Origin of the sequence: Mycolicibacillus trivialis (genome assembly GCF_002102395.1) — a bacterium.
Taxonomy (GTDB): domain Bacteria; phylum Actinomycetota; class Actinomycetes; order Mycobacteriales; family Mycobacteriaceae; genus Mycobacterium; species Mycobacterium triviale.
In genome coordinates, this window is sequence record NZ_LQPZ01000014.1 from 14612 (window position 1) to 38575 (window position 23964).

Below are 23964 nucleotides of genomic sequence, written 5' to 3' on the forward strand. Positions count from 1 at the left end.
CTACACCTCGATGACCACTTTCCCGATCGCCTTGCGGTCGGCGACATAGCGCAGCGCGGCAGGCGCCTCCTCCAGCGGGAACCGCGCGCCGATGTGCGGCATGATGCGGCCGGCGGCGAACAACTGCGCCAACTCGGTGAGGTCGCGCTCGTTGTCGTCGGGGTGATCGGTGGCGAACGTGCGGATCTCCATGCCCTGCACACTGATCCCCTTGAGCATGACCAGGTTCAGCGGAATCGCCGGGATCGCGCCCGCGGCGTAGCCGAGGGTGACGAACCTCCCGCCGCGGGCCAGCGACCGCAACGCCGGCTCCGCGTAGTCACCGCCGACCGGGTCGAGCACCGACTGCGCCCCCGCGCCGGTGATGTCGCGGATCCGCTGCTTGAGGTCCTCGCGGTCGTAGTCGATGGTCGCGGCTGCGCCGCGGGCGGTGCAGACCGCCAGCTTCTCCGGCGTCGACGCCGCCGCCAGCACCCGTGCACCCAGCAGCACGCCGAGATCGACTGCCGCCAAACCGACCCCACCGGCCGCGCCGAGCACCACGACCCAGTCGTCGGGTTGCACCCGGGCGACGGACCGCAGGGCGTGGTAGGCGGTGCGGTAGGTGATGCCGAAGCCGGCGGCCGAACCGTAGTCGACGGTGTCGGGAATCGGGGTCAGCGTCTCGGCGGGCACCACCGCCTGCTCGGCGAATGCGCCCACGAACGAGGTGCCCAGCACCCGGTCGCCCACGGCGAGGCCCACCCCGTCACCGACCGCCAGGACGTCGCCGGCCAGTTCACTGCCGGGGGTGAACGGCACCGGGATCTTCAGCTGATACTTCCCGTCGATCAGCAACACGTCGGGGAAGTTCACCGCGGCGGCCCGTACCCGCACCAGAACCTGGCCCGGCCCCGGCGTCGGCTCCGCCACCTCCTCGATCACCAGATCCTCGGGCGGACCGTACTGTTTGCAGACAACCGCACGCATGCGCCACACCCTATCCAGCACCGGTCGCCGAGCCGGGTCGGTGGCCACCTTAGGCTGAGCCGATGCAGTTGCTTCTGGTCCGCCACGCCCTGCCGCTGCGCAGCGAGCACGGTCAGGGCGCCGACCCCGACCTGTCGGAGGAGGGCCGCGAGCAGGCGAGTCGGCTTCCCGACGCGTTGGCGCGCTTCCCGATCTCGCGGATGGTCAGCAGCCCGCAGCGCCGCGCGGTGCAGACCGCGCAGCCGGTCGCCGACCACCGGGGCCTGCCGATCGAGATCGACGAACGCTTCGCCGAGTACGACCGCAACCTCTCGGCCTACGTCCCGGTCGAGCAGATCCGCGCCGAACAGCCCGAGGCGTGGGCGCGGATGTCGGCCGGGCACCTACCGCCCGGCGTCGACGAAGACGAGTTCTGCGGCCGGGTCGAGGCGGCGGTCGCCGACGTCGTCGCGGCGGCCGGCCCGGACGACACGGTCGCGGTGTTCAGTCACGGCGGAGTGATCAACGTGATCCTGCACCAGATCCTCGGCACCCGACGGCTGCTGTCCTTCCCGATCGACTACGTGTCGGTGACGCGGCTGCTGTACTCCCGCTCCGGTCGCGCCGGGGTGGTCGCGGTCAACGGCACCGAACACGTCTGGGATCTGCTGCCGCGCAACAACCGGATGACGGCCGACGAAACGAGCACGAGGTGAACCGATGACCACCCACGAGGGACTGGACCTGGCGGCCCTGGACCGCCATCTGCGGGACATCGGGGTCGCCCGCAGCGGCGACCTGCGGGCCGAACTGATCACCGGCGGCCGGTCGAACCTGACCTTCCTGATCGCCGACGACACCTCACGGTGGGTGCTGCGGCGACCCCCGCTCCACGGCCTGACGCCCTCGGCGCACGACATGGGCCGCGAGTACCGGGTGATGGCGGCGCTGCAGGACACCGCGGTGCCGGTGGCGCGCACCGTCACCCACAGCGACGATGACAGCGTGCTGGGCGCACCGTTCCAGATGGTCGAATTCGTCGACGGTCGGGTGGTGCGCACCGCCGGCGACCTCGACGACCTCGGCGACGACGCCACCGTCGACCGGTGCGTCGACGCGCTGATCCGGGTGTTGGCCGACCTGCACGCCGTCGACCCGGCCGCGGTCGGGCTGACCGGCTTCGGCAAACCCGACGGCTACCTGCAGCGGCAGGTGCGCCGGTGGGGCTCGCAGTGGCAGCATGTGCGGCTACCCGACGACGCGCGCGACGACGACGTCACCCGCCTGCACACCGCGCTGGCCGAGGCGGTCCCGGCCACCGGGGACGCGGCGATCGTGCACGGCGACTACCGGATCGACAACACCATCCTCGACGCGCGGGACGCCGGCCGGGTGCGCGCGGTGGTCGACTGGGAACTGTCCACGCTGGGTGACCCGCTCTCCGACGCTGCGCTGATGTGCGTCTACCGCGATCCCTCGCTGGATCTGATCATCGACACCCCGGCCGCCTGGACCTCACCGCGGCTGCCGTCGGCCGACGAACTGGCGCAGCGCTACTCGGTGGCCGCCGGGCGGCCGCTGGAGCACTGGAGCTTCTACATGGGCCTGGCCTATTTCAAGCTGGCGATCATCGCCGCCGGCATCGACTACCGCAACCGGGCCGCGGGCGAGGACGAGCACGGCGCGGACCGGGTCGGGGAGACCGTCGCCCCGCTGATCGCGCGCGGCCTGCGCGAGCTCAGCGCCGCGCGGTGAGCTTCTTGGCCTCGCGGCGCAGCTGGTAGATCCGCACGGTACCGACCATGGCGGTCAACAGGCCGCCGATCACCGCCGCCACCAGGATCGCCACCCCGAGCGCCATGTTCCAGTGCCACCCCAGGAAGGTGAACGGCACCGAACCGGTGTTCTGTGCGATGAAGATGAGCAGCACGATCAGGGTCAAGAACCCGATGATCAGCGAGACCCACAGTGCGCCGGCCCGGGTGATCTTGGGCTGCTGCGGCGGGGCCGACGGTTTGGGCTGCGGCCGGTTGGACGGCGCGGGGGACTGGTGGCTCATGACACCATCCTTACCCCTCGGAGCGGCCGATGTCGCGCAAACCCCGGGGTTGCCCCGCACCGCGGCCCCACCGGACTTCGCCCCGGCCGGGCTTTGTCTTACGGTGGACGGATGAGTGACGCCCCCGCTGAGCCGCCGTCGGGCGCCCGGTCGACGATTCTGACCTGGCGGGCCCCCGACGCCAGCCGGATGGAATCGGTGCGGATCCAACTCTCCGGCAGCAGGATCAAGGCCGCCGGGCAGATCGTCGCGGCCGCCACCGCGACGCACCCGGCCTTCAACGCCTACTACGACCTGCAGACCGATGACACCGGCGCCGCCAAGCGGATCGGGCTGCGGGTCACCCTCGCCGAGCGGGAACGTCAACTCTCGATCGCCCGCGACGAGGAGAACATGTGGCTGGTCAGCAGCAGCCAGGGCGAATCGCGGGCGTCGTTCGACGGCGCGCTCGACGTCGACCTCGTGCTGAGCCCGTTCTTCAACGCGCTGCCGATCCGCCGGCTGGGGGTCAGGGACCAGGGCGACACCGTCAGCGTGCCGGTGATCTACCTGACCCTGCCGAGTATGGAGATCAACCCGGCCACGATCAGCTACCGCAGCGCCGGCGACGGGATCGCGGTCAGCTCGCCGGTCGCCGAGGCCATCCTGACCGTCGACGACGACGGCTTCATCGTGGCCTATCCAGGACTGGCAGAGCGGATCTGATCACCCCGCCGGCCCGACCGGCGGCGGCCAGTTCGTCGCGCCAATCGTTCTCGCCGATCATGACGGTGACGATGTCGTGGCGGGGGAAGCTGTCGTAGCGGGTCCGGGCGGCGTGCCCCTCCTCGACCAGCTCGGCCACCGAGCCGTGCTCGGCGAGCGTGGCGCGCACCGCGGACAGCCGCTCCAGCAGCTCGTCGAGTGCGGGCAGCAGCTGCTCGGCGTTGGCCTCGCACATCGCACGCACCAGGTCCGGCGCGGTGCCGGCCACCCGGGTGCCGTCCCGGAACGACCCGGCTGCCAACGCGAACGCCAGCGGCACGTCGGTGGCGGTGACCGCCAGGGCCTCGGCGGCCAGGTGCGGCAGGTGCGAGATGGCCGCGACCGCGGCGTCGTGCTCGTCGGAGCGGGCCGGCACCACCACCGCACCGCACTGCAGCGCCAGATGCATCACCTGGGTCCACACCGCCGGATCGACGTGATCGTCGACGCTGATCACCCACGGGGCGCGGCGGAACAACCGGGCATCGCCGGCGGTCCAGCCGGAATGCGCGGTGCCGGCCATCGGGTGCCCTCCGACGAAGCGGCGCTGCAGGCCGGCCGCGGTGACCAGGTCCAGGACCTCGCGTTTGACGCTGGTCACGTCGGTGAGCGCGCAGTCCGGCGCCCAGTCGGCGATGTGCTCGAGCATCCCGGGCAGGGCAGGTACCGGCACGGCCGACACGATCAGCGCGTCGGTGTCGGCGGCGCGGGTGAGTACGGCGTGCAGGTCGGTGTCGGCGTCGAAGCCGTCGGCCGCCGCCTCCGAGGCGCCGCGCGCCGACCGGTTGTAGCCGAACGCCTGTCGACCGGCGGCGACGGCCGCGCGCAGCACCGAGCCGCCGATCAATCCCAGCCCCAGCACACATACCGGTGATTCCGCCACGTATTCAGGTTGGCATACCCGCCGACGGCGCCGGTCGCGCGACCGGTCTCGGCTGGTCAACGCCCTGTCGGGGGACTAGCGTAGGCGCCGATGGGAGCAGAGCGCGTCGCGAGCACCGAAAGCCCGGACGGCTTCGGCGTCGCCGTCGTGCGCGAGGACGGGCGGTGGCGGTGCAGCGCGCTGCCCGCCGCGGCGCTGGGGAGTCTGGGTGCCGCCGAGAGCGCGCTGCGGGAACTGCGCAGTGCCGGCGCCGTGTTCGGGTTCCTCGACGTCGACGACGAGTTCTTCGTGATCCTGCGGCCGGCCCCGGGCGGCACCCGGCTGCTGCTCTCGGACGCCACCGCGGCGCTGGACTACGACCTGGCGGCCGAGGCGCTGGACAACCTCGACGCCGACCTGGACCCCGACGATCTGGACGACGCCGACCCGTTCGAGGAGGGCGACCTGGGGTTGCTCGCCGACCTGGGCCTGCCGGAGGCGGTGCTGGGGGTCATCCTGGCCGACACCGACCTCTACGCCGATGAGCAGTTGGGCCGCATCGCCGCGGAGATGGGCTTCGCCGCCGAACTGTCGGCGGTGCTGGACCGGCTCGGCCGGTGACCGACGACGACCTGATCCGCGCCGCACTGGCCGCCGCGGGCACCGCCGGGCCCCGCGACGTGCCGATCGGGGCGGTGGTGGTCGACGCCGACGGCACCGAACTCGCCCGCGCCGTCAACGCCCGTGAAGCGCTCGCCGACCCCACCGCGCACGCCGAGATCCTGGCCCTGCGGGCCGCGGCGGCGGTCGCCGGGGACGGTTGGCGCCTCGGCGGGGCGACGTTGGCGGTCACCGTCGAACCGTGCACGATGTGCGCCGGGGCGTTGGTGCTGGCCCGGGTGGCCCGGGTGGTTTTCGGGGCGTTCGAGCCCAAGACGGGCGCCGTCGGCTCACTGTGGGACGTGGTGCGCGACCGGCGGCTCAACCACCGGCCCGAGGTGCGCGGCGGGGTCCTGGCCGAGGAGTGCGCGGTACCGCTGCGGGAGTTCTTCGCCCGCCAGCGATTGGGGTGAGCGGCCCGGCATTGTTACGCTGTCCCGCGGTGGCGTGTCCGAGCGGCCGAAGGAGCACGCCTCGAAAGCGTGTGACGGGTAACCCCCGTCCGTGGGTTCAAATCCCACCGCCACCGCCATACGACCCGCCGGGTCAGCCGGTCACTCGCCGGCCGGTCCGTCCGCGGCCGGTTCCCGCTCGGCAGGGCCCCGGTCCGCCGGCCCCTCGATGGCCGGTCCCTCGATGACGATCACCGGGTCCCCGATGTTGGCCGTGTCGAAATACCACTCCGCGTCGGTGGGGCTGAGGTTGATGCAGCCGTGGCTGGTGTTCTCCACGCCCAACGAACGCAGCGCCCACGGTGCGGAGTGCACGTAGATTCCACGCGCGCTGATCCGTACCGCGTGGTCCACCGTCAGCCGGTAGCCCTCCGGGTCGTCGATCGGAATGCCGACGCTGCTGGAGTCCATGACCACCGAACGGTCCTTGGCCAGCACCGTGTAGGTGCCCACCGGCGTCGGGAACTTCTCCTTGCCCATCGACGCGGGCAGCACCCCGGCCTCCCCGTAGTGCGGCAGGTGGTGTGCCGCGGGCAGCGGCGGGCCGGGCGTCACCCCGAGGTGGTCGACGCTGACCGTGAAGGTGTGCGCGGTGAGGTCGGCGACGCCGAGTACGGCAGGCCCGGTCTTGAACTCGGTGGTCAGCCCGCCCACCGAGAGCGTCACCGTGCTGTGCGCCGGCCAGAAGGCGTCCGGCCGCCAGTGCACCACCGAATCCTCGACCCACTCGTAGCGGCCGGTCATGGCGGGGACGGACCGCACCCGTAGGGCGTGTTCGGCGGCGACGCGGTCGACCACCGGTCCGTCGAAGGTCACCACCACCGGGTGGGCGACGCCGACCGGCTGATCACCGGACGGCTGGATCGAGGTGATGGCCGCGGCGATCGGTGGGAGCGTTGCGGCTGCGGCGGCCGAGACCGGTGATGTTGTGGCCGCCACGGTGAATCCGACCACCGCCAGCACCGACCGCACCGCCGCCCACATTCGAAGAAACCGCCTTTTTCCGCCGGAATATCGCCGTCAATGTTAAGGCGATTAAGTTGAAATTCAGGGCCGGTGCCGTTGCTTTCTCGTCAATTGTCGATCAATTTTTGATTGCAATTGCGGTTAATCGACTGACGATCCGCACGTCCATCACTACAACGTCAAATGGGTTGCCCACCAGCAGTTTACCGCTTCATGGCGGCGGGGGTGCGGCATGGTGAGTGGGTGGGGCTTCGGTCACCGTTCGCCCACGACGCGGTAACGCCTCGGTCATGAGTTGTCTCGTTTCGGCAACCAATGTCATCCCGGTCTGGACCGCTGTGGCGGCGGCGGGCTAAGTTTTTGCCGCGCGTGGAGCGAATCACGCGGTAATCCGTGGTGTGCCAATCAAGGAGAGCACAGTGAAACTCTCGGGTCGACTGTGGGCGGGCGTGGGTGCGCTCGCCGGACTCGGCGTTGCGGCGCTGGGGATCGCGCCGGTCGGGGCGGCTGCGCCGCTACCCGCAGGCGGCCCGGTCTGCGCCGAGGGTGCGGTGGTGAGCGCCGTGGGTGCGCCATGCCCGGCGGCCCCGGTCGCCGCGGTGCCTCACGCACCGGTCGTGCCGTTGGCGGGCGGATTCCCCGGTCCGCCGATCGTGCCGGTCGTCCCGGCCGCCCCGGTGGTTCCGGCCGCCCCGATCGTGCCTGCCGCGCCGGTGGTTCCGGTCGCCCCGGCGGCGGCCCCGGTCGTCCCCGCCGCGGCACCCGTCGTCGACGCGGCGGCTCCAGCCGGCAAGGGCGTGCCCACCAACCCGGATGCACCGGATCTGGTGGTCCTGCCCGGTCCACCGCTGCCATAGTTGGAGGCAGCGCGGCCTAACGTGGCCGCACGCCAGCCGGGAAGTAGGCCGTCATGGAACTCATTTCGCCCACCGACGCGATCTTTCTGCTCAGCGAGTCGCGGGAACACCCCATGCACGTCGGCGGTCTACAACTGTTCCGGCCGCCGGAGGGCGCCGGCCCGGAGTTCCCGCGCGAGAGCTACGAGGCGCTGATCGCCAACGACGACTTCCAGCCCACCTTCCGCAAGCGGCCGGCCACGTTGTTCGGCGGGATCAGCCCGGTGGGCTGGATCTACGACGACGACGTCGACATCGACTACCACGTACGCCGGGTGGCGCTGCCGTCGCCGGGCCGCATCCGCGACCTGCTCGAACTGACCTCGCTGCAGCACGGCGCCCTGTTGGACCGGCACCGCCCACTGTGGGAGACCCACTTCATCGAGGGCTTGCACGACGGCCGATTCGCCGTCTACGTCAAGGCCCACCACGCGCTGATCGACGGCGTCTCGGCGCTCAAACTCATGCAACGGGCGCTGTCGGTGGACCCCGACGACCCGCGGATGCGGGCGCTGTGGGATCTGCCGCGCCGGCGCGTCACCGTGCAGCGGTCCCGGTTGCAGACCCTCACCGGCCTGGTGCGCTCCACCGCGGCGCTCGGACCGTCGACGGTCATGCTCGCGCGTGCCGCGCTGCTCGAACAGCAGTTGACCCTGCCGTTCGCTGCGCCGCGCACCATGTTCAACGTCAAGATCGGCGGGGCACGACGCTGCGCCGCCCAGTCGTGGTCGCAGGACCGGATCAGGCGGGTCAAGGACGCTGCCGGGGTCACCGTCAACGACGCCGTCCTGGCGATGTGCGCCGGTGCGCTGCGCTACTACCTCGAGGAGCAGCACGCGCTGCCGGACACGCCGCTGGTCGCGATGGTGCCGGTGAACCTGCGCACCGAGGCCGAAGCCGACGCCGGCGGCAACATGGTCGGCACGGTGCTGTGCAACCTGGCCACCGACGTCGACGACCCGGCGCAGCGGCTGGCCACGATCAGCGATTCGATGCGGGCGAACAAGCAGGTGTTCGCCGAGTTGCCGCGAGTGCAGGCGCTGGCCCTGTCCGCGGTGAACATCGCCCCGCTCGGGTTGGCCGGGGTACCGGGGTTCGTCTCGTCGGCGCCCCCGCCGTTCAACGTGGTGATCTCCAACGTGCCCGGCCCGCGGGAGCCGCTGTACTGGCGCGGCGCCCGGCTCGACGGCAACTACCCGCTGTCGATTGCGATGGACGGCCAGGCCCTCAACATCACGCTGACCAACACCGCGGGCAACCTCGACTTCGGCCTGGTGGGCTGCCGGCGCAGCGTGCCGCACCTGCAGCGGCTGCTCGGGCACCTGGAGTCGGCGCTGAAGGACCTGGAACGCGCGGTCGGGGTCTGAGGCGCCGATGGTGGTGTTGAGCGCCGCGCTGCTGCTGCACCGAGAACGCGACGGTCACCTCGAGGTGCTCATCGCCCACCCCGGCGGGCCGTTCTGGGCGCGCCGCGACGACGGCGCCTGGTCGGTGCCGAAGGGCGAATACCGGCCCGGCGAGGACCCCTGGGCCGCGGCGCGGCGCGAATTCGCCGAGGAGGTCGGCCTCACCCCGCCCGACGGCCCGCCCGTCGACCTGGGGGAGTTCGTCCAGCCCAGCCGGAAACGCATCACCGTGTTCGCGGTGGCCGGAGACCTCGACGTCAGCGACGCGCACAGCAACACCTTCGAGCTGGAGTGGCCGAAGGGCTCCGGACGGCTGCGGGAGTTTCCCGAAGTGGACCGCGTCGGCTGGTTCCCGATCGCCGCGGCGCGGACCAAGCTGCTGCCCGGGCAGCGACCGATCCTGGACCGGCTGCTCGAACTGCGCGGCGCGCGGTAGCGCGCCCGCCCGGCAGCCTCGCAGCCCGCCCGCCCGGCCTTCCGCCGAGTGGGCGGCGTGTCGGGGCCGGATCGGCGGAATCGCCGACAGATCCTGCACGCTCGGCGAGTAGCCGACGGCGATCGCGGCCTGCACGCGACAGAATCCCGCCTCCCTCGGCCGCGCCTCCCGGGCGGGCGGGCCCGACGCGCCTAAACTTTGCTGCCGATCAGGGAGGAGGCAGCGCGTATCGGCGATAACCAGGACGTCGGTCAGGGGGCCGGCCAGGCTGCGCCGGCTGGCGGCTATGCCGAGCCGGCGCGTTTTGCTGGCCGCCGGGTTTCCGGTCGCCGCCCGCTGACCGCCCGCACCGCCATCCCGGCGCTCGACGGCATCCGGGCGATCGCGGTCGCGCTGGTGCTGCTCGACCACGGCGGCATCCCGGGCGTCACCGGCGGCTTCATCGGGGTCGACGTGTTCTTCGTCCTCAGCGGCTTCCTGATCACCTCGCTGCTGCTGGAGGAACTCGACCGCACCGACCGCATCGACCTGCTGCATTTCTGGATCCGGCGGGCCCGGCGGCTGCTCCCCGCCCTGCTGGTGATGGTGCTGGCGGTGGCGTTCGCCCACGAGCTGTTCCCCCCCGACGCGGTGCAACGCCTGCGCGAGGACGCCGTCGCCGCATTCTTCTGGCTGGCGAACTGGAACTTCGTCATGCAGGAAAGCGACTACTTCACCCGCGGCGGGAACCCGTCGCCGCTGCAGCACACCTGGTCGCTGGGGGTCGAGGAGCAGTACTACTTCCTGTGGCCACTACTGGTACTCGGCGTGGCCGCCGTGGTGGCCGCCCGGGCCCGCCGCCGCCGGTGGGTCAGCCAGCGGACCGTCCGGTTCGCGGTGCTGGTGGTGGCCGGCACCGGGGTGGCGGCCTCGGCGACGGCGGCGGTCCTGATGTCCGCACGCACCGGCGTGGACCGGGTCTACTTCGGCACCGACACCCGCGCCCAGGCACTGCTGCTGGGTGCGGCGGCGGCGGCGCTGATGGTGCAGGACTGGCCGGCACTGGTCGGCAGGCCCGCCGTGCCGCACACCCGCTGGGGCACGGTGCTGGCCACCGTGGTGCCGATCGTCGGCATGGCCGGACTGGCCGCGGGCGCCCACTACGCCGCGGGCAGTGCCCAGCAGTTCCGGTTCGGCATGCTGACCCTGGTGGCGCTGGCCGCGGTCGCGGTGGTCGCCCCGGTCGCGGTGCACCAGCGCAGCCCGGTGGCCCGGCTCCTGGCGCTGCGGCCGCTGGTGGCGCTCGGTGCGATCTCCTACGGCGTCTACCTGTGGCACTGGCCGATCTTTTTGATCCTCAACGGGGAGCGCACCGGCTGGACCGGGATGTCGCTGTTCGCCGCCCGCACCGCGGTGACGCTGGCCGCCGCGATCGCCTCCTGGTGGCTGATCGAACAGCCGATCCGGCGCTGGCGCCCGGTGCAGGTGCCGCTGCTGAGGCTGGCGGTGGCCACCGTCGCGACCGCGGTCGCGGTGACCGTGCTCGTCGTGCCGGCCGTGACCGGCCCGGGCGCGACCCCGCCGGTGTCGTCGGCGGCGGCCACCGCGCCGGTTCCCGCATCGCCTCCGGCCGCGCCCGGCGTCCACCGCGACCCGCGTCGCGCGCACACCGTGTCGGTGTTCGGCGACTCGATCGGCGCCTCGCTGATGGAATACCTGCCGCCGACCCCGGGCACGGCGTTCGTCGACCACACCGTCATCGGGTGCAGCATCGTGCGGGGTGGGCCGTACCGGTATTCGGGCAAGGTGCTCGACCAGAAGGCCGAATGCGACGACTGGCCGAACCGCTGGGCCCGCCAGATCGCCCGCGACCAGCCCGATGTCGCGTTGCTGGTGATCGGCCGCTGGGAGACCGTCGACCGGGTCATCGAGGGCCGCTGGACCCAGATCGGCGACCGGGCGTTCGACGAGTACCTGGTCGGTGAGCTCAACCGGGCGATCACGACGCTGACCGGTCGTGGCGCCCGACTGGTGATCACCACGCTGCCGTACAGCAAATACGGTGAGAAACCCGACGGCACTCTCTATCCCGAGGACCAACCGGATCGGGTGCGGGAATGGAACACCTTGCTGCGCAAGGTGGTCGGGCACCGGCCGAACGTGACGCTGCTCGATCTGAACAAGAAACTCAGCCCCGACGGCGCCTACACGGTCAAGGTCGACGGCATCAAGGTGCGCAGCGACGGCGTGCACCTGTCGCAGCAGGGGGTGGCGTGGCTGACGCCGTGGCTGCTCGCCGGGGTGCGTTGAGCGCTCAGCAGGATTTGGCGCGGCGCCGCCCGGTCAGCCGGGCCCACACCCAGGTCAACGGAACGTTGCGGCCGGTGGCCAGGTACTCCACCGTGGACGGGTAGTGGCAGATCTCGCTGACCTGCGCGAGCCCCTCGGGCTTGCCGACCAACAGGATCTGGTCATCGACGGCCAGCGTCGTGCCGATGTCGGGCATGAAGTGGGCCGTCCCGTCGCGCAGCAGCACCAGCGGCACCAGTGGCAGCGTCGCCGACCGGTCGTCGGGGCGGCGCAGCACGTCGCGCAGGGTGAGGATCTCCCCGCGCCGCAACCAGTCGGCGATCGCCGGGGCCCGGCGCGCGGACAGGGTCACGACGTCGCGCTCGGGAGTGCGTTGTCCGCAGTGTTCGACCAGGTGGTCGCGGACCGCGGCGGCCCACCGCTCGTCCTGGCTGAACGCGTGGTCGACGAAGCTCCAGAACACCGGGGTCAGCACGCGAGCCAGGACCTCCCGGGCGACCAACTCGGTGGCGATGTACACCGAATCGATCGCTACGGCGTCGAGCAGCGCTTTCTTGGTGGTAGTGGCCTGCCGGACCACCAGGTAGATATCGGGGTTGGCCAGCCGGGCCTGCTCGGCCATCGCGATGTTGACGGTGTCGTCGCGGGTGGCGGCGATGAGGCCGACGGCGTCGGTCACGTCGGGATCGCCGCTGTCCGGGTCGGCGAGGGTCACGGCGAGGCCGCTGGCCGCGAGATCGGCGACGACCTCACGGCCGAACTCTGGGTCGGCGCAGACCACCCAGCGTCCGGCGGCCAACCCGCGCCGCAGCGGCGGGAGGCGCTCCTCGTCGTTGTCCATCAGCCAGCGCAGCAATTGATGGTTGATCGGCCGGTGGATCGACAGGGTCAGGTACTCCCCGAACCGGTCGCTCGGGTTGACCACCGCCGCGGGCGCGAAATGCGCGATGCGGTTCGCGACCCGCGCGTCGGTGCAGCGGGCCAGCACCGGCACCTCCGGGCGCAGCATCGCCACCGTCATCACCGCGGCCAGGTTGGCGTCGTCGTCATCGGTCAGGGCCAGGACGCCCTCGCAGTCGCGGTGGCCCAACCCCGCCATACCCAGCATCGCCGGTACCGAGCAATCCCCCTCCACCGCCGGGACATCGAAGCTGAGCTGCTCACCGACGACCGACGGACCCGGGATTCCTGCTTGTCGATGACCACGAACCGGTGGCCGCGCTGGTCGAGTTCGGAGCCGACCACCCGTCCGGCCTGCCCGTAACCGGCGATGATGACGAACGGGTCGACCAGGCGGCGCACATGGCGGCGGAACCGCTGAGCCGCCAACGCGTCCTGGAAGGCGGTGTCGTTGATGACCGAGAAGAACACCCCGATCGCGTACGCCCAGCTGATCACCACCAGGTAGATCGACATCGACAGCCACATCCGCTGCGGGTAGCTGAACGCATGCGGCACTTCGCTGTAACCGACCGTGGTCAAGGTGATCGTCATCTGGTAGAAGGCGTCGAAGACCGACAGTCGGTACGGGTTGCCCTGCGCGTCGACGCCGGGCATCAGCATCAGCCCGGTGGTGCAGATGCTGAACATCGTGATGACCACGATGAACGGTGCGCGCATCCGGCGCATGAACAAGAAGATGACATCGGTGGTGGGCACCGTGGTGGGCACCGGCACCGGTTTGCGCCGTGACCGCGTCCGGCGTCGCGACCAGAACGTGTACAGGTGGACCGGATTGGGCATCGGCTAACGGCGCCGGAACGAAGCCGTCTCGACGACGAGCAGGGTGACCGAGACGACGTTGGCCAGCAGTGCCCCGCCGGACAGCGAGACCACGCTGGCGGTGGCGTGCTGGTCCAGGCCGTGCACCGAGACCTGCGTGTAGTAGACCCACATCGCCGCCGCGGCGGCCAACTGGAGCAGCGCGACCAGGCTGGTCGACAGGTGTACGGCGCCCAGCTGGGTGCGGTCGCCGAACTTCAAAATCGTGGTGATGAAGGCCACGACCAGGGCCAGGAACAACTCCCAGGGGTTGTGCACGATCGGATCGCCGATGTCGCCGACGAAGAAGCCGAAGTTCAGTGTCGCCGCCAGCAGGACGAAGAAACCGAAAACCACCTTCTCGAGGTTCACGACGGCAGCCTAACGGTCCCGAGCCCGTCCGGTACGCAAACGAACGTGACGGGCGGGTCGCCGACCTGGGCGCACGCGGGCAGGCTTTCGGCCACAATGGGTGACGTGGACCTGCCCGTCGTGCCGCCGGTGGAGCCGATGCTGGCCAAAGCGGTGCAGTCGGTGCCGGCCGAACCTGGCGTGTGGTGTTATCAACCGAAGTGGGACGGCTTCCGCGCGTTGGTGTTTCGGGACCACGACGAGGTGGTGCTGCAGTCGCGGACCGGCAAGGACTTGGGCCGCTACTTCCCGGACCTGCTCGATGCGGTTCGCGTCGAAACGACGGCGCGCTGTGTGCTCGACGGTGAGATCGTGGTGCCACGGCCGATCGGCGGACGCACCCGGCTGGACTGGGAGGCGCTGAGCCAGCGCATCCACCCGGCGCAGAGCCGGGTGCGATTGCTCGCCGAGCAGACTCCGGCGCATTTCATCGCCTTCGACGCGCTGGCCACCGGCACCGACGACGTGATGGGCGAGCCGTTCACCACCCGGGCGACGGTCTTGGCCGAACTGCTGTCCCCGCAACGGTTTTGTCACCTCACCGGTGCCACCGAGGATCCGGAGGTCGCCGCGCACTGGTTGACCACCTTCGAGGGCGCCGGGCTGGACGGGGTGGTCGCCAAACGCCGCGACGGGGCTTACCTGGCGGGAAAACGCGACATGGTCAAGGTCAAACACCACCGCGACGCCGACTGCGTGGTGATGGGTTACCGCGTCCACAAAAGCGGTGCCGGCCTGGGCTCGTTGCTGCTGGGCTTGTACAACGACGACGGGGAGTTGCAGATGGTCGGCGGGGCGGCGTCGTTCACCACCGCGCAACGCCGGCGGCTGCTCGATGAGGTGGAACCGCTGCGTGTGGGCCCCGACGTGGTGCGCGAGGGCGAGCCCAGCCGGTGGAACTCCGCGGCGGACAAGCGGTGGATCCCGATCCGCCCCGAGCGCGTCGCCGAGGTCGCCTACGACCAGATGGAAGGCGAGCGGTTCCGGCACACGGTGAAGTTCCTGCGCTGGCGACCCGACCGCGACCCGAGCAGCTGCACCTTCGCGCAACTGGACACCCCGCTGCGCTACGACCTGGCCGACGTATTGCAGGGCTGAGATGGCAACCGCCGAGGAGATCGACGTCGACGGGATCGCGGTGCGGCTCACCCACCCGGACCGCTGCTACTTCCCGCGGCTGGGTGAGGCGGGCACCAAACGCCGACTGGCCGAGTACTACCGCGCCGTGGCACTGGGCCCGATGTTCGCGCCGATGGCCGACCGGCCCACCCACCTGCAACGCTTCCCGGACGGCATCGACGGTGAGGCCGTCTACCAGAAACGTATTCCGCGCGGCTACCCCGACTATCTGCAGACCTGCACGGTGACGTTCCCGTCCGGCCGCACCGCCGCCGTACTGCGGGTGACCTCGGCCGCCTCGATCGTGTGGGCGGCGCAGATGAGCACCGTCACCTTCCATCCCTGGCCGGTGCGGTGCACCGACACCGACCATCCCGACGAACTGCGCGTGGACCTGGATCCGCAGCCGGGCACCGGATTCGCCGAGGCCCGCGCCGTGGCGGTCGACGTGCTGGCGCCGCTGCTCGATGAGCTCGGCCTGGTCGGCTACCCGAAGACCTCCGGCGGCCGGGGCGTCCACGTCTACCTGCCGATCCGCCCGGACTGGGATTTCGTGACGGTGCGCCGAGCCGGGATCGCGCTGGCCCGCGAACTGGAACGCCGCGCCCCCGACCGGGTCACCGCATCGTGGTGGAAGGAAGAGCGGGGCAAACGGATCTTCATCGACTTCAACCAGAACGCCCGCGACCGCACCACCGCCGCGCCCTACTCGGTGCGGGCCACCCCGATCGCCACCGTCTCCACCCCGCTGAGCTGGCCGGAGTTGGCCGACGCCGACAGCCCCGACGACTACACCATGACCACGGTCCCCGACCTGGTCGCCGGCCGCGAGGACCCGTGGGCGTCGATGGGACAGAGCCGGCAGTCGCTGGCGGTCCTGCTGGAGATGGCCGACGCCGACGCCGAGCGCGGTCTGGGAGATCTGCCCTACCCGCCGAACTACCCCAAGATGCCCGGTGAGCCCAAGCGGGTGCAGCCGAGTCGGGATGCCGACCGGCGCGAACCCTAGCGAGGCCTTCTCAACGCCGCACCCTCGTGATAGACAGTTCATCGAAACTGTATATCGGAGGTCGGTGTGGATATTCGCCAGCAGTACCGGATGCTGCTGCGCCCGGCGCGGCTGTGGGTGCCCGCCGTGGTGGTCGCCGCCCTGGGGGCCGCGCTGCTCGTGGCGATGCGAACGCCGCACGCCGCCGTCGTCGACCCCGAGGAACTGCAGGTGCGCGCCGCGAAGCCGACCCTCGCGCTGGGGCGGCCCGCGGTGACCTATGCGGCCGACGGTGCGGGGTCCGCCCGGGTCCACTACCTCGGCGCCGCCGGCGAACTGGTCACAGCCGAGGTCCACCTGCCGTGGACGCAAACAGTTAAATTGTCCAGTCCGATGCGCCCGGCCAGCGTCAGCGTGGCGACCACCGGCGGCGGCGCGGTCAGCTGCACCCTGTCGGTCGACGGGCAGCGCCGGGACCGGCAGGCCAGCAGCCCGGGCTCCGGGGTCGTGCTGTGCAGCGTGGTGTCCGCGTGAGCGCGGCCCTGGCGCGGTTCCCGGAGCTGATCCGCCGATTCGCCGTGCCGATCATCGTCGGCTGGGTGCTGCTCGCCGGCGCGCTCAACGTGCTGGTGCCGCAGCTGGAGCAGGTGGTGGCCGAGAACTCGCCGCCGTTCGTGCCGTCCGATTTGCGCTCATCGACCGCGTTGACCGACATGGCCCGCACCTTCGAGGAGGGCACCAGCAACAACGTCGTCTACGTCGCGCTCCTCGGTGACGACGAACTCGGCGCCGACGCCCGCGACTACTACCGAGATCTGGTCAGCGACCTGCGGGCGGAGCCGCTGGTAGACACCGTCCGGGACCTGTGGTCGGACCCGGTGAGCGCGGCGGCCAGCGAGAGCGCCGACGGCCGCATGGTCTACACCCAGCTGTGGCTGCAGGGCGACATGGGTGAGACCCGATCGTTCGAGGCCATCGACCGGGTCGAACAGATCGTCGGCGCCACCAGCCCGCCGGCGGGGGTGCGGGCGTTCGTCACCGGGCCCCCGGCGGTGCTCGCCGACGAATTCGTTACCGGCGCCCGCGACGCGTTCGTGGTGTCGGTGATCGGGTCGGTGATCATCCTCACTGTGCTGCTGGCGGTGTACCGCTCGCTGATCACCGCGCTGCTGCCACTGGTCTCGGTCGGTCTCGGTCTGCTGGTGGCCCGGCCGGTGGTCGCCCTGCTCGGGGAGCACCAAGTGATTCAGGTGTCGCTGTTCGCCCTGGCGATGTCGGCGGCGCTGATGCTCGGCGCCGGGGTGGATTATGCGATTTTCTTCCTCGGCCGCTACCACGAGGCGATCCGGAACGGCCAGAGCCGACACCAGGCTTACGACACCGCCTACCGGCGGGTCAACCATGTCATCGTCGCGTCCGGGCTCACCATCGCCGGGGCCTGCGCGTGCCTGGTGTTCACCCAGATCTCGGTGTTGAACACCGCCGGGATCCCCTGTGCGCTGAGCATCCTGATCGGGCTGGCCGCCGCGTTGACCCTGACACCGGCGCTGGTGACCGTGGCGGGCCGCCGCGGCTATCTCGACCCGGTCGTCGGCACCGAACGGGAACGGCGGTGGCGGCGCATCGGCACCGCCGTCGTGCGCTGGCCGGTGCCGACATTCATCGCGGCCACCGCCGTGCTGGCAGTGCTGACATCGACCCTGCCGTCGCTCGTGCTGTCGTTCAACGAGATCGCGGTCCAACCGGCCGACACCCCCAGCGTGCAGGCGATGGCGGAGTTGGAAGAGCACTTCCCGAACAATCAGGCCAGCCCCGATTTTGTGACCATCCACGCCGATCACGACATGCGCAACCCGTCGGACACAGTGGCGATCGAGGAGGTCAGCCGTGCGCTGGCCAAACGCCCCGACGTGGACTCGGTGCTGTCGATCTCGCGGCCCACCGGGCATCTGCTCGCCGAATCGCTGCTGGTGAACCAGGCCGGGGTGATGGGCGCCCGGCTGGAGCAGGACACCGCGCTGCTCGGTGAGCGGGTCACCGATCTGAACACTGTCGATGCGAACCTGACCGCGATGGCCGGCGCACTCGACACCCTCGAGCACGATTTTGACCGGGTCGGCGACCAGATCGCCGCCACCGGCAGCGACGTGAACCGCACCGTCGACGGGGTCGACGCCATCCGGCGCAGCGCCGACGAGGTGATCGCCGCGGTCGACCCGCTACGCCGCCAAGTCGCCGACCATCCCGACTGCGGCGCCGATCTGCTGTGCAGCGCAGCACAGACGGCGGTCACGGCGTTCGACAGCTCACCGTTGCCCGCAGCACTGGAGGGGGTGGGCACCGCCGCCGCAGGGGCCGATCGGGTGGCCGACGGCACCGACCGCACCGTCGCGGCGCTGCGCGCCGCACTCGGTGACGTCGGCGCCATGCGCGAGCAGATCACCGGTCTGCAGACGGTGTTGCACCGGACCACCGGGACCCTGGAGATGCTCACCCCGGAGTTGGCGGCCGCCACCGACTATCTGCAGGAGATCGGCCGCAACTACGGCACCGACGAGTCCGGCATCTTCTATCTGCCCCAGCAGGTCTTCGACGATCCACGCTTCGCGGTGGCGATCGAGGCGATGTTCTCCCCGGACGGCAAAATGACCCGGCTGCTGGTGTACGGCAACACCTCGGCGTTCGGGCAGACCGGCATCGACCGGGCGCGCGGGCTTGAGCAGACGGCCCGCGACGTGATCGCGGGCGGCCGGCTGGACGGGGCGGTGGTGCAGGTCGGCGGGATCGGTGCGACCTTCGCCGACGTGCAGCAGATCATGGCCCGCGACTTCAAGGTGTTGGTCATCGTCACGATGCTGTTGGTGTTCTCGGTGGTTCTGGTGGTGCTGCGCTCGCTGGTGGCCGCCCTGACCGTGGTGACCACGGTCGCGCTGTCCTACGCATCGGCGGTCGGGGTCTCGGTGCTGGTCTGGCAGCATCTGCTCGGCATCGAGTTGCACTGGGCGGTGCCCGCGCTGGCGTTCATCGCGCTGGTTGCCGTCGGCTCCGACTACAACCTGCTGTTCACCGCCCGGATGCGTGACGAAGCCTCCGGCGGCCTGCACACCGGCATCATCCGGGCGTTCGGGGGAACCGGCAGTGTGGTCACCATCGCCGGCGTGGTCTTCGCCAGCACCATGTTCGCCATGCTGGGCAGCACCATGACCAACATCATGCAGCTCGGTTCCACAGTCGGGATGGGATTGCTGGTAGACACGTTCATTGTGCGCGCAGTGATTGTCCCGGCGATCGCGTCGCGGCTGGGCATCTGGTTCTGGTGGCCGCTGCCCCGCCGGAAGGTGCTGGCCCCGGTCGCCACCCCGGCGGTGCCGTGAGCCGTGACGCGGCGGGCGGGGCCGATTCCCGGACCCGGCAGAAGATTCTGCGCACCACCTTGGACTGGGCCGCCGAGACCGGGCTGCTGCGGCTGTCGATGAACGAGGTCGCCAAACGCGCGCGCATCGCCCGCGCCACGCTGTATCTGCACTTCCCGGGCAAACAGGCGTTGATCGACGCGGCGATGGATCACGAGATCACCGAGATGGCGGCCTCGCTGCGGGAGGTGGTCAACTGCTACGACAGCGTGGAGGAGCGGGCCGTGCGCGGTTTCGCCCACGCCTACCGGCTGATCAAGGCCAACACCATCCTGCAGGCGGTGCTGCAGCTGAACCCGCAGGCACTGGTACCGCACATCGTCGGGGCCACCCCGACGTTGGCCCGTGGGCGGGCTGTCGCCGAAGAGCTGCTGCGCCCCGATGACCTGCCGGAGCACTTGCCGCCGGAGGTGGTCGGAGAGTTCGCGGTGCGGATGATGATGGTGCTGGTGCTCGCTCCGCCTCCGTCGGTGGACCTCGACCGTCCGGGCGGGCCGGAGGATTGGGCGCGGTGCTTCCTGCTGCCGGTGCTGCAGGCGCCGGCGCCTACCCTCGCCGGCCCGTTGGCGCCGCCGCGTTAATCCGCGCCGGCGTGCCCGCCGCGGGTGCGGCGACGCTGTCGAGCGCCCTTGCCGGTGGGGCGGCGGTTGCGCAGCCCGCCGGTCGGCGCGGCTTCGGTGCTCTCGGTGGCCGTGTCGGTCTCGGTCTCGGTCTCGCTTGTCGCCTCGGTGTCGGTGTCGGTGGCCGTGTCGATCTCGGCCACCACGGTGTCCGCGTCCGGTGCCGCGGCGTCGGCTTCCGCGGTCGCGTCGAGCTCGGTCGTCGCGGGCTCGGTGTTCTCGTGCGGACCCGCCGCTTCCTCGGTCGTCTCCGCCTGCGCCGCGCCGGCCACGGCCCTACGGCGCCGCCACTGCCGCGGCGCCTTGGGCTTGATCGGCTTGGGCGGCGGGGCCGGTCGTTCGGCCAGCAGGGACAGGTAGAACGCGGCGATGCCCAGCACGGCGATCGCGGCGGCCGCGCCGTAGAGGCCGAACAGCCACTGGCCGGCGTCGTCGAGGGAGAGCCAGATCTCGCTGACCGCGGTTCCGATGATCACCACGGCGGCCAGCACATGACCGCCGATCGACACGCTGCGCAGGGTCAACGCCAGCTGCGGGGTGCCGAACTCGGGCCTGCGCGCGCGCAGCAGGCTGAGCAGCACGGGCACTGCCGCCAGCGCCACCACCAGCCCGGTGAGGATGCGCAGCACCGTGCCCCAGGTCGGAACGACGCTGCCGGCCAACTCCCACCAGCGGGGCAGCACGAACAGGAAGAACAACGCCGCGGCGGCCAGCGAGGACAGCGCGTGGGCGAGCACCACGGTGAGGCGTCCCAAGGCTCCTCCTGCCGGATCTGTTCGCGTCTGTTCGAGTCAGGCTGAGGGCGGCCAAACCGCATCTACACCGTTTGGCCGCCCTCAGACTCGCGCGGAGGATGCGGGATTTGAACCCGCGAGGGCTATTAACCCAACCCGCGTTCCAGGCGAGCGCCATAGGCCACTAGGCGAATCCTCCGCGGGACATTCTATCGGAGACTCCCGCCGCGGCCCGACCGGGCGAGGCGGGCGCCGACGGGCGGGTTCCCGGCCGCCGTGACCACGGGTACTACACTCGGCTGAGGACCCCGCGCGGCGTCCATCCTGTGAACTCCCCCAGGGCCGGAAGGCAGCAAGGGTCAACGGGCTCTGGCGGGTGCGCGGGGTCCCCTACGCCGGAGCCGCGGTATCCCAGGTGCGTAACCCAAGGTGAGAGGTGCAAGGTGGCGTTCAGTTCGCTCAGTCCCGACGAACTCGCGGCGCGGCACGGCCGCCACGAGCAGGACTACGCGGATCTGCAGGCCAAGAAGCTGGCACTGGACCTCACCCGCGGCAAGCCCGCCCCCGAGCAACTCGACTTGTCCAACGCGCTGCTGAGCCTGCCCGGCGAGGACTACCGCGACGGGGACGGCACCGACACCCGCAACTACGGCGGTCTGCACGGGCTGCCCGAACTGCGCGCCATCTTCGGCGAACTGCTGCACATCCCGGTCGCCCACCTGATCGCGGGCAACAACGCCAGCCTCGAACTCATGCACGACGTGGTCGCCTATTCGATGCTGCACGGCGGGCCGGATTCGCCGCGGCCGTGGCGGGACGAGCCGGTCGTCAAGTTCTTGTGCCCGGCCCCCGGCTACGACCGGCACTTCGCGATCACCGAAACGCTGGGCATCGAGATGGTGACCGTCCCGATGCGCGACGACGGCCCCGACGTCGACCTGATCGAGGAACTCGTCGCCGCCGATCCCGCCATCAAGGGCATGTGGGCGGTGCCGGTGTTCGGCAACCCCACCGGGGTCACCTACTCCTGGGAGACCGTGCGCCGGCTGACGCAGATGCGCGCCGCCGCCCCCGACTTCCGGCTGTTCTGGGACAACGCCTACGCGGTGCACACCCTGACCACCGAGTTCCCCCGCCAGGTCGACGTGCTCGGCCTGGCCGAAGCGGCAGGCAACGCCAACCGCCCGCACGTGTTCGCCTCCACCTCCAAGATCACCTTCGCCGGGGCCGGGGTGAGCTTCTACGGCGGCTCGCTGGGCAACATCGCCTGGTATCTGCAGTACGCCGCGAAGAAGACGATCGGGCCCGACAAGGTCAACCAGCTGCGCCACCTGCGTTTCTTCGGCGACGCCGACGGGGTGCGGCTGCACATGATGCGCCACCGCGAGATCCTCGCCCCCAAGTTCGCACTGGTGCAGGAGATCCTCGAGGAGCGACTCGGCGACGCCAAGATCGCCTCGTGGACCCGGCCGAGCGGCGGGTACTTCGTCAGCCTCGACGTGCTGCCCGGCACCGCGCGGCGCACGGTGGCGTTGGCCAAGGACGCCGGGATCGCGGTCACCGAGGCGGGCGCGTCGTTCCCCTACCGCCGCGACCCCGACGACACCAACATCCGCATCGCCCCGACCTTCCCGTCGCTGCCGGATCTGCGGGAGGCGATCGACGGGCTGGCGACCTGCGCGCTGCTGGCCGCCACCGAATCATTGGTGAGCTGAGCGCGCAGGCCCTCGCCGGACTTCGCGCTCCCATCCCGCGCCCTACCCGCGCCGCTACGACCGCGAGTGAAGCCTCAGGGCGCTCAGATCGCGATTCCATCGCCCTGGAGCTTCACTCGAGCGCCGTAGAGCTTCACTCGCGCGCCGTGGAACTTCACTCGCGTGCCGCAGCCGACGACAACCCTGTGGGTCGGCGGGGTCAGCCCGGCTGGGTAGCCTTCTGACGTGGCCCTCTACCGCAAGTACCGACCGGCTACCTTCGCCGAGGTGGTGGGGCAGGAACACGTCACCGAACCGCTGTCGACGGCGCTGAGCTCCGGTCGGATCAACCACGCTTACCTGTTTTCCGGCCCGCGCGGCTGCGGCAAGACCTCCTCGGCGCGCATCCTGGCGCGCTCGCTGAACTGCGCCGCCGGACCCACCCCGACCCCGTGCGGGGAGTGCGACTCCTGCGTCGCGCTGGCACCCAACGGCAGCGGCAGCATCGACGTGGTCGAACTCGACGCCGCCAGCCACGGCGGTGTCGACGACACCCGCGAGCTGCGGGACCGCGCCTTCTACGCCCCGGCCCAATCCCGCTACCGCATCTTCATCGTCGACGAAGCCCACATGGTCACCACCGCCGGCTTCAACGCCCTGCTCAAGATCGTCGAGGAGCCACCCGACCACCTGATCTTCGTGTTCGCCACCACCGAGCCGGAGAAGGTGCTGCCGACCATCCGCTCGCGCACCCACCACTACCCGTTCCGGCTGCTGGCGCCGCGCACCATGCGTGAGCTGGTCGACCGGATCTGCGCGCAGGAGAACGTCCGCATCGACGACGCGGTCTACCCGCTGGTGATTCGGGCCGGCGGGGGCTCCCCGCGTGACACGCTGTCGGTGCTCGACCAGTTGCTGGCCGGGTCGGAGTCCGGCGACGACGGCAGCCGGGTCACCTACCAGCGGGCGCTGGGCCTGTTGGGTGCCACCGACGCGGCGCTCATCGACGACGCGGTCGACGCGCTGGCCGCCGGGGACGCCGCCAACGTCTTCGGCGCGATCGAGTCGGTGATCGACGCCGGGCACGATCCGCGCCGGTTCGCCACCGACCTGCTGGAACGGTTCCGGGACCTGATCGTGTTGCAGGCCGTCCCGGACGCGGCCGCCAAGGGTGTGGTCGACGCCCCCGAGGACGTGCTGGAACGGATGCGCGAGCAGGCCGCCCGGATCGGGATGGGCACGCTGACCCGCTACGCCGAGGTGGTGCAGGCCGGACTGGGGGAGATGCGCGGGGCCACCGCCCCGCGGCTGCTGCTGGAGGTGATCTGCGCGCGGCTGCTGCTGCCGTCGGCGGCCGACACCGAGGCGGCCCTGCTGCAGCGGATCGAGCGGATCGAGACCCGCCTGGAGATGTCGATCCCGGCCGAGGGGCAGCCCGCCGGCCCCGCCCCGACCACCGGCCGGCAGTTCACCCGGCCCTCCCGCGCGGCCGAGAGCGCGCAGAGA

Annotated in this window: 24 protein-coding genes, 2 tRNA genes and 1 other RNA gene; 18 read left to right on the top strand and 9 right to left on the bottom strand. The window is 70.9% G+C overall.

Annotated features, from left to right (window positions below; genetic code table 11):
• Positions 1–969, bottom strand: a complete 969-nt coding sequence (locus tag AWC30_RS05445; protein ID WP_085109190.1) for an NADPH:quinone oxidoreductase family protein — start codon at positions 967–969, stop codon at positions 1–3.
• A gap of 62 nt (positions 970–1031) precedes the next feature.
• Between AWC30_RS05445 and AWC30_RS05450 the strand changes: the two genes are divergently transcribed.
• Together AWC30_RS05450 and AWC30_RS05455 are read left to right on the top strand one after the other, a co-directional pair.
• The gene (locus AWC30_RS05450; RefSeq protein ID WP_085109191.1) at positions 1032–1664 is read left to right on the top strand and encodes a histidine phosphatase family protein; all 633 of its coding nucleotides are present in this window, start codon (positions 1032–1034) and stop codon (positions 1662–1664) included.
• 4 nt (positions 1665–1668) lie between these two features.
• A complete protein-coding gene (locus tag AWC30_RS05455; protein WP_085109192.1) occupies positions 1669–2703 on the top strand; it encodes a phosphotransferase family protein in 1035 nt (344 codons plus the stop codon).
• Here the strand turns inward: AWC30_RS05455 and AWC30_RS05460 are convergent.
• Positions 2687–3007, bottom strand: a complete 321-nt coding sequence (locus AWC30_RS05460; protein ID WP_085109193.1) for a LapA family protein — start codon at positions 3005–3007, stop codon at positions 2687–2689. The two genes, AWC30_RS05455 and AWC30_RS05460, sit on opposite strands and share 17 nt — an antisense overlap.
• A 111-nt stretch (positions 3008–3118) precedes the next feature.
• On the opposite strand from AWC30_RS05460, the gene AWC30_RS05465 reads away from it, so the two are divergent.
• Positions 3119–3712: a putative glycolipid-binding domain-containing protein gene (locus AWC30_RS05465; protein WP_085109194.1), complete on the top strand. Its 594-nt coding sequence runs from the start codon at positions 3119–3121 to the stop codon at positions 3710–3712.
• On the opposite strand, the gene AWC30_RS05470 is transcribed toward AWC30_RS05465, so the two are convergent.
• Complete coding sequence (locus AWC30_RS05470) at positions 3675–4613, bottom strand: prephenate dehydrogenase (protein WP_234807955.1); 939 nt, start codon at positions 4611–4613, stop codon at positions 3675–3677. The genes AWC30_RS05465 and AWC30_RS05470 overlap by 38 nt on opposite strands.
• Positions 4614–4724: 111 nt before the next feature.
• Between AWC30_RS05470 and AWC30_RS05475 the strand changes: the two genes are divergently transcribed.
• The 3 genes from AWC30_RS05475 to AWC30_RS05485 all read left to right on the top strand — a co-directional run bounded on the left by AWC30_RS05475 (position 4725) and on the right by AWC30_RS05485 (position 5805).
• Positions 4725–5234, top strand: a complete 510-nt coding sequence (locus tag AWC30_RS05475) for a tRNA adenosine deaminase-associated protein (RefSeq protein ID WP_085109196.1) — start codon at positions 4725–4727, stop codon at positions 5232–5234.
• On the top strand, positions 5231–5686 hold the full coding sequence (locus AWC30_RS05480) for a nucleoside deaminase (RefSeq protein WP_085109197.1): 456 nt from the start codon (positions 5231–5233) through the stop codon (positions 5684–5686). The genes AWC30_RS05475 and AWC30_RS05480 overlap by 4 nt, the downstream gene beginning before the upstream one ends.
• Before the next feature lie 28 nt (positions 5687–5714).
• A tRNA-Ser gene (locus tag AWC30_RS05485) sits at positions 5715–5805 on the top strand.
• Positions 5806–5827: 22 nt separating this feature from the next.
• Here AWC30_RS05485 and AWC30_RS05490 read toward each other — a convergent pair.
• A complete protein-coding gene (locus tag AWC30_RS05490; RefSeq protein WP_085109198.1) occupies positions 5828–6709 on the bottom strand; it encodes a L,D-transpeptidase in 882 nt (293 codons plus the stop codon).
• Between the two features lie 401 nt (positions 6710–7110).
• Here AWC30_RS05490 and AWC30_RS17735 point away from each other — a divergent pair, with 401 nt between their 5' ends.
• The 4 genes from AWC30_RS17735 to AWC30_RS05510 all read left to right on the top strand — a co-directional run bounded on the left by AWC30_RS17735 (position 7111) and on the right by AWC30_RS05510 (position 11718).
• Entirely contained in the window at positions 7111–7548 is a 438-nt protein-coding gene (locus AWC30_RS17735) for a hypothetical protein (protein ID WP_165756440.1), read from the top strand.
• A gap of 53 nt (positions 7549–7601) precedes the next feature.
• Positions 7602–8954, top strand: coding sequence for a WS/DGAT/MGAT family O-acyltransferase (locus AWC30_RS05500; RefSeq protein WP_085109199.1), 1353 nt, complete (start codon positions 7602–7604; stop codon positions 8952–8954).
• A gap of 7 nt (positions 8955–8961) precedes the next feature.
• Positions 8962–9429, top strand: coding sequence for an NUDIX hydrolase (locus AWC30_RS05505; RefSeq protein ID WP_085109200.1), 468 nt, complete (start codon positions 8962–8964; stop codon positions 9427–9429).
• 336 nt (positions 9430–9765) lie between these two features.
• Complete coding sequence (locus tag AWC30_RS05510; RefSeq protein ID WP_109561943.1) at positions 9766–11718, top strand: acyltransferase family protein; 1953 nt, start codon at positions 9766–9768, stop codon at positions 11716–11718.
• 4 nt (positions 11719–11722) lie between these two features.
• On the opposite strand, the gene AWC30_RS05515 is transcribed toward AWC30_RS05510, so the two are convergent.
• Genes AWC30_RS05515 through AWC30_RS05525 form a run of 3 tightly spaced genes read right to left on the bottom strand, consistent with a single transcriptional unit; the run spans position 11723 to position 13851 of the window.
• Positions 11723–12817 carry a potassium channel family protein gene (locus AWC30_RS05515; protein ID WP_264000479.1) on the bottom strand — a complete coding sequence of 365 codons (1095 nt, stop codon included), beginning with the start codon at positions 12815–12817 and terminating at the stop codon, positions 11723–11725.
• Positions 12772–13461 carry an NAD-binding protein gene (locus AWC30_RS18170; RefSeq protein WP_085109202.1) on the bottom strand — a complete coding sequence of 230 codons (690 nt, stop codon included), beginning with the start codon at positions 13459–13461 and terminating at the stop codon, positions 12772–12774. Before AWC30_RS18170 ends, AWC30_RS05515 begins: the two co-directional genes overlap by 46 nt.
• Positions 13462–13464: 3 nt before the next feature.
• Complete coding sequence (locus AWC30_RS05525) at positions 13465–13851, bottom strand: DUF6394 family protein (protein ID WP_085109203.1); 387 nt, start codon at positions 13849–13851, stop codon at positions 13465–13467.
• 96 nt (positions 13852–13947) lie between these two features.
• Here AWC30_RS05525 and AWC30_RS05530 point away from each other — a divergent pair, with 96 nt between their 5' ends.
• From AWC30_RS05530 to AWC30_RS05550, 5 genes are all read left to right on the top strand, one after another.
• Positions 13948–14988, top strand: coding sequence for an ATP-dependent DNA ligase (locus AWC30_RS05530; RefSeq protein ID WP_085109204.1), 1041 nt, complete (start codon positions 13948–13950; stop codon positions 14986–14988).
• A 1-nt stretch (position 14989) separates the two neighbouring features.
• The gene (ligD, locus tag AWC30_RS05535) at positions 14990–16018 is read left to right on the top strand and encodes a non-homologous end-joining DNA ligase (RefSeq protein WP_085109205.1); all 1029 of its coding nucleotides are present in this window, start codon (positions 14990–14992) and stop codon (positions 16016–16018) included.
• Positions 16019–16084: 66 nt separating this feature from the next.
• Positions 16085–16531: an MmpS family transport accessory protein gene (locus tag AWC30_RS05540; protein ID WP_133053657.1), complete on the top strand. Its 447-nt coding sequence runs from the start codon at positions 16085–16087 to the stop codon at positions 16529–16531.
• Positions 16528–19371 carry an MMPL/RND family transporter gene (locus AWC30_RS05545; protein WP_133053658.1) on the top strand — a complete coding sequence of 948 codons (2844 nt, stop codon included), beginning with the start codon at positions 16528–16530 and terminating at the stop codon, positions 19369–19371. Before AWC30_RS05540 ends, AWC30_RS05545 begins: the two co-directional genes overlap by 4 nt.
• Complete coding sequence (locus tag AWC30_RS05550) at positions 19368–19991, top strand: TetR/AcrR family transcriptional regulator (protein ID WP_165756441.1); 624 nt, start codon at positions 19368–19370, stop codon at positions 19989–19991. Before AWC30_RS05545 ends, AWC30_RS05550 begins: the two co-directional genes overlap by 4 nt.
• Here the strand turns inward: AWC30_RS05550 and lucA are convergent.
• Complete coding sequence (lucA, locus tag AWC30_RS05555) at positions 19988–20785, bottom strand: lipid uptake coordinator LucA (protein WP_085109209.1); 798 nt, start codon at positions 20783–20785, stop codon at positions 19988–19990. The genes AWC30_RS05550 and lucA overlap by 4 nt on opposite strands.
• Before the next feature lie 92 nt (positions 20786–20877).
• Positions 20878–20963: transfer RNA gene (locus tag AWC30_RS05560), tRNA-Ser, on the bottom strand.
• A 101-nt stretch (positions 20964–21064) separates the two neighbouring features.
• Between AWC30_RS05560 and ffs the strand changes: the two genes are divergently transcribed.
• The 3 genes from ffs to AWC30_RS05575 form a co-directional block, all read left to right on the top strand.
• An RNA gene (gene ffs, locus AWC30_RS05565) (signal recognition particle sRNA small type) lies at positions 21065–21159 on the top strand.
• Between the two features lie 48 nt (positions 21160–21207).
• Positions 21208–22479, top strand: a complete 1272-nt coding sequence (locus AWC30_RS05570) for an aspartate aminotransferase type Ic (protein ID WP_085109210.1) — start codon at positions 21208–21210, stop codon at positions 22477–22479.
• Between the two features lie 225 nt (positions 22480–22704).
• A partial coding sequence (locus AWC30_RS05575; RefSeq protein ID WP_133053659.1) for a DNA polymerase III subunits gamma/tau occupies positions 22705–23964 on the top strand: 1260 nt, incomplete at its 3' end.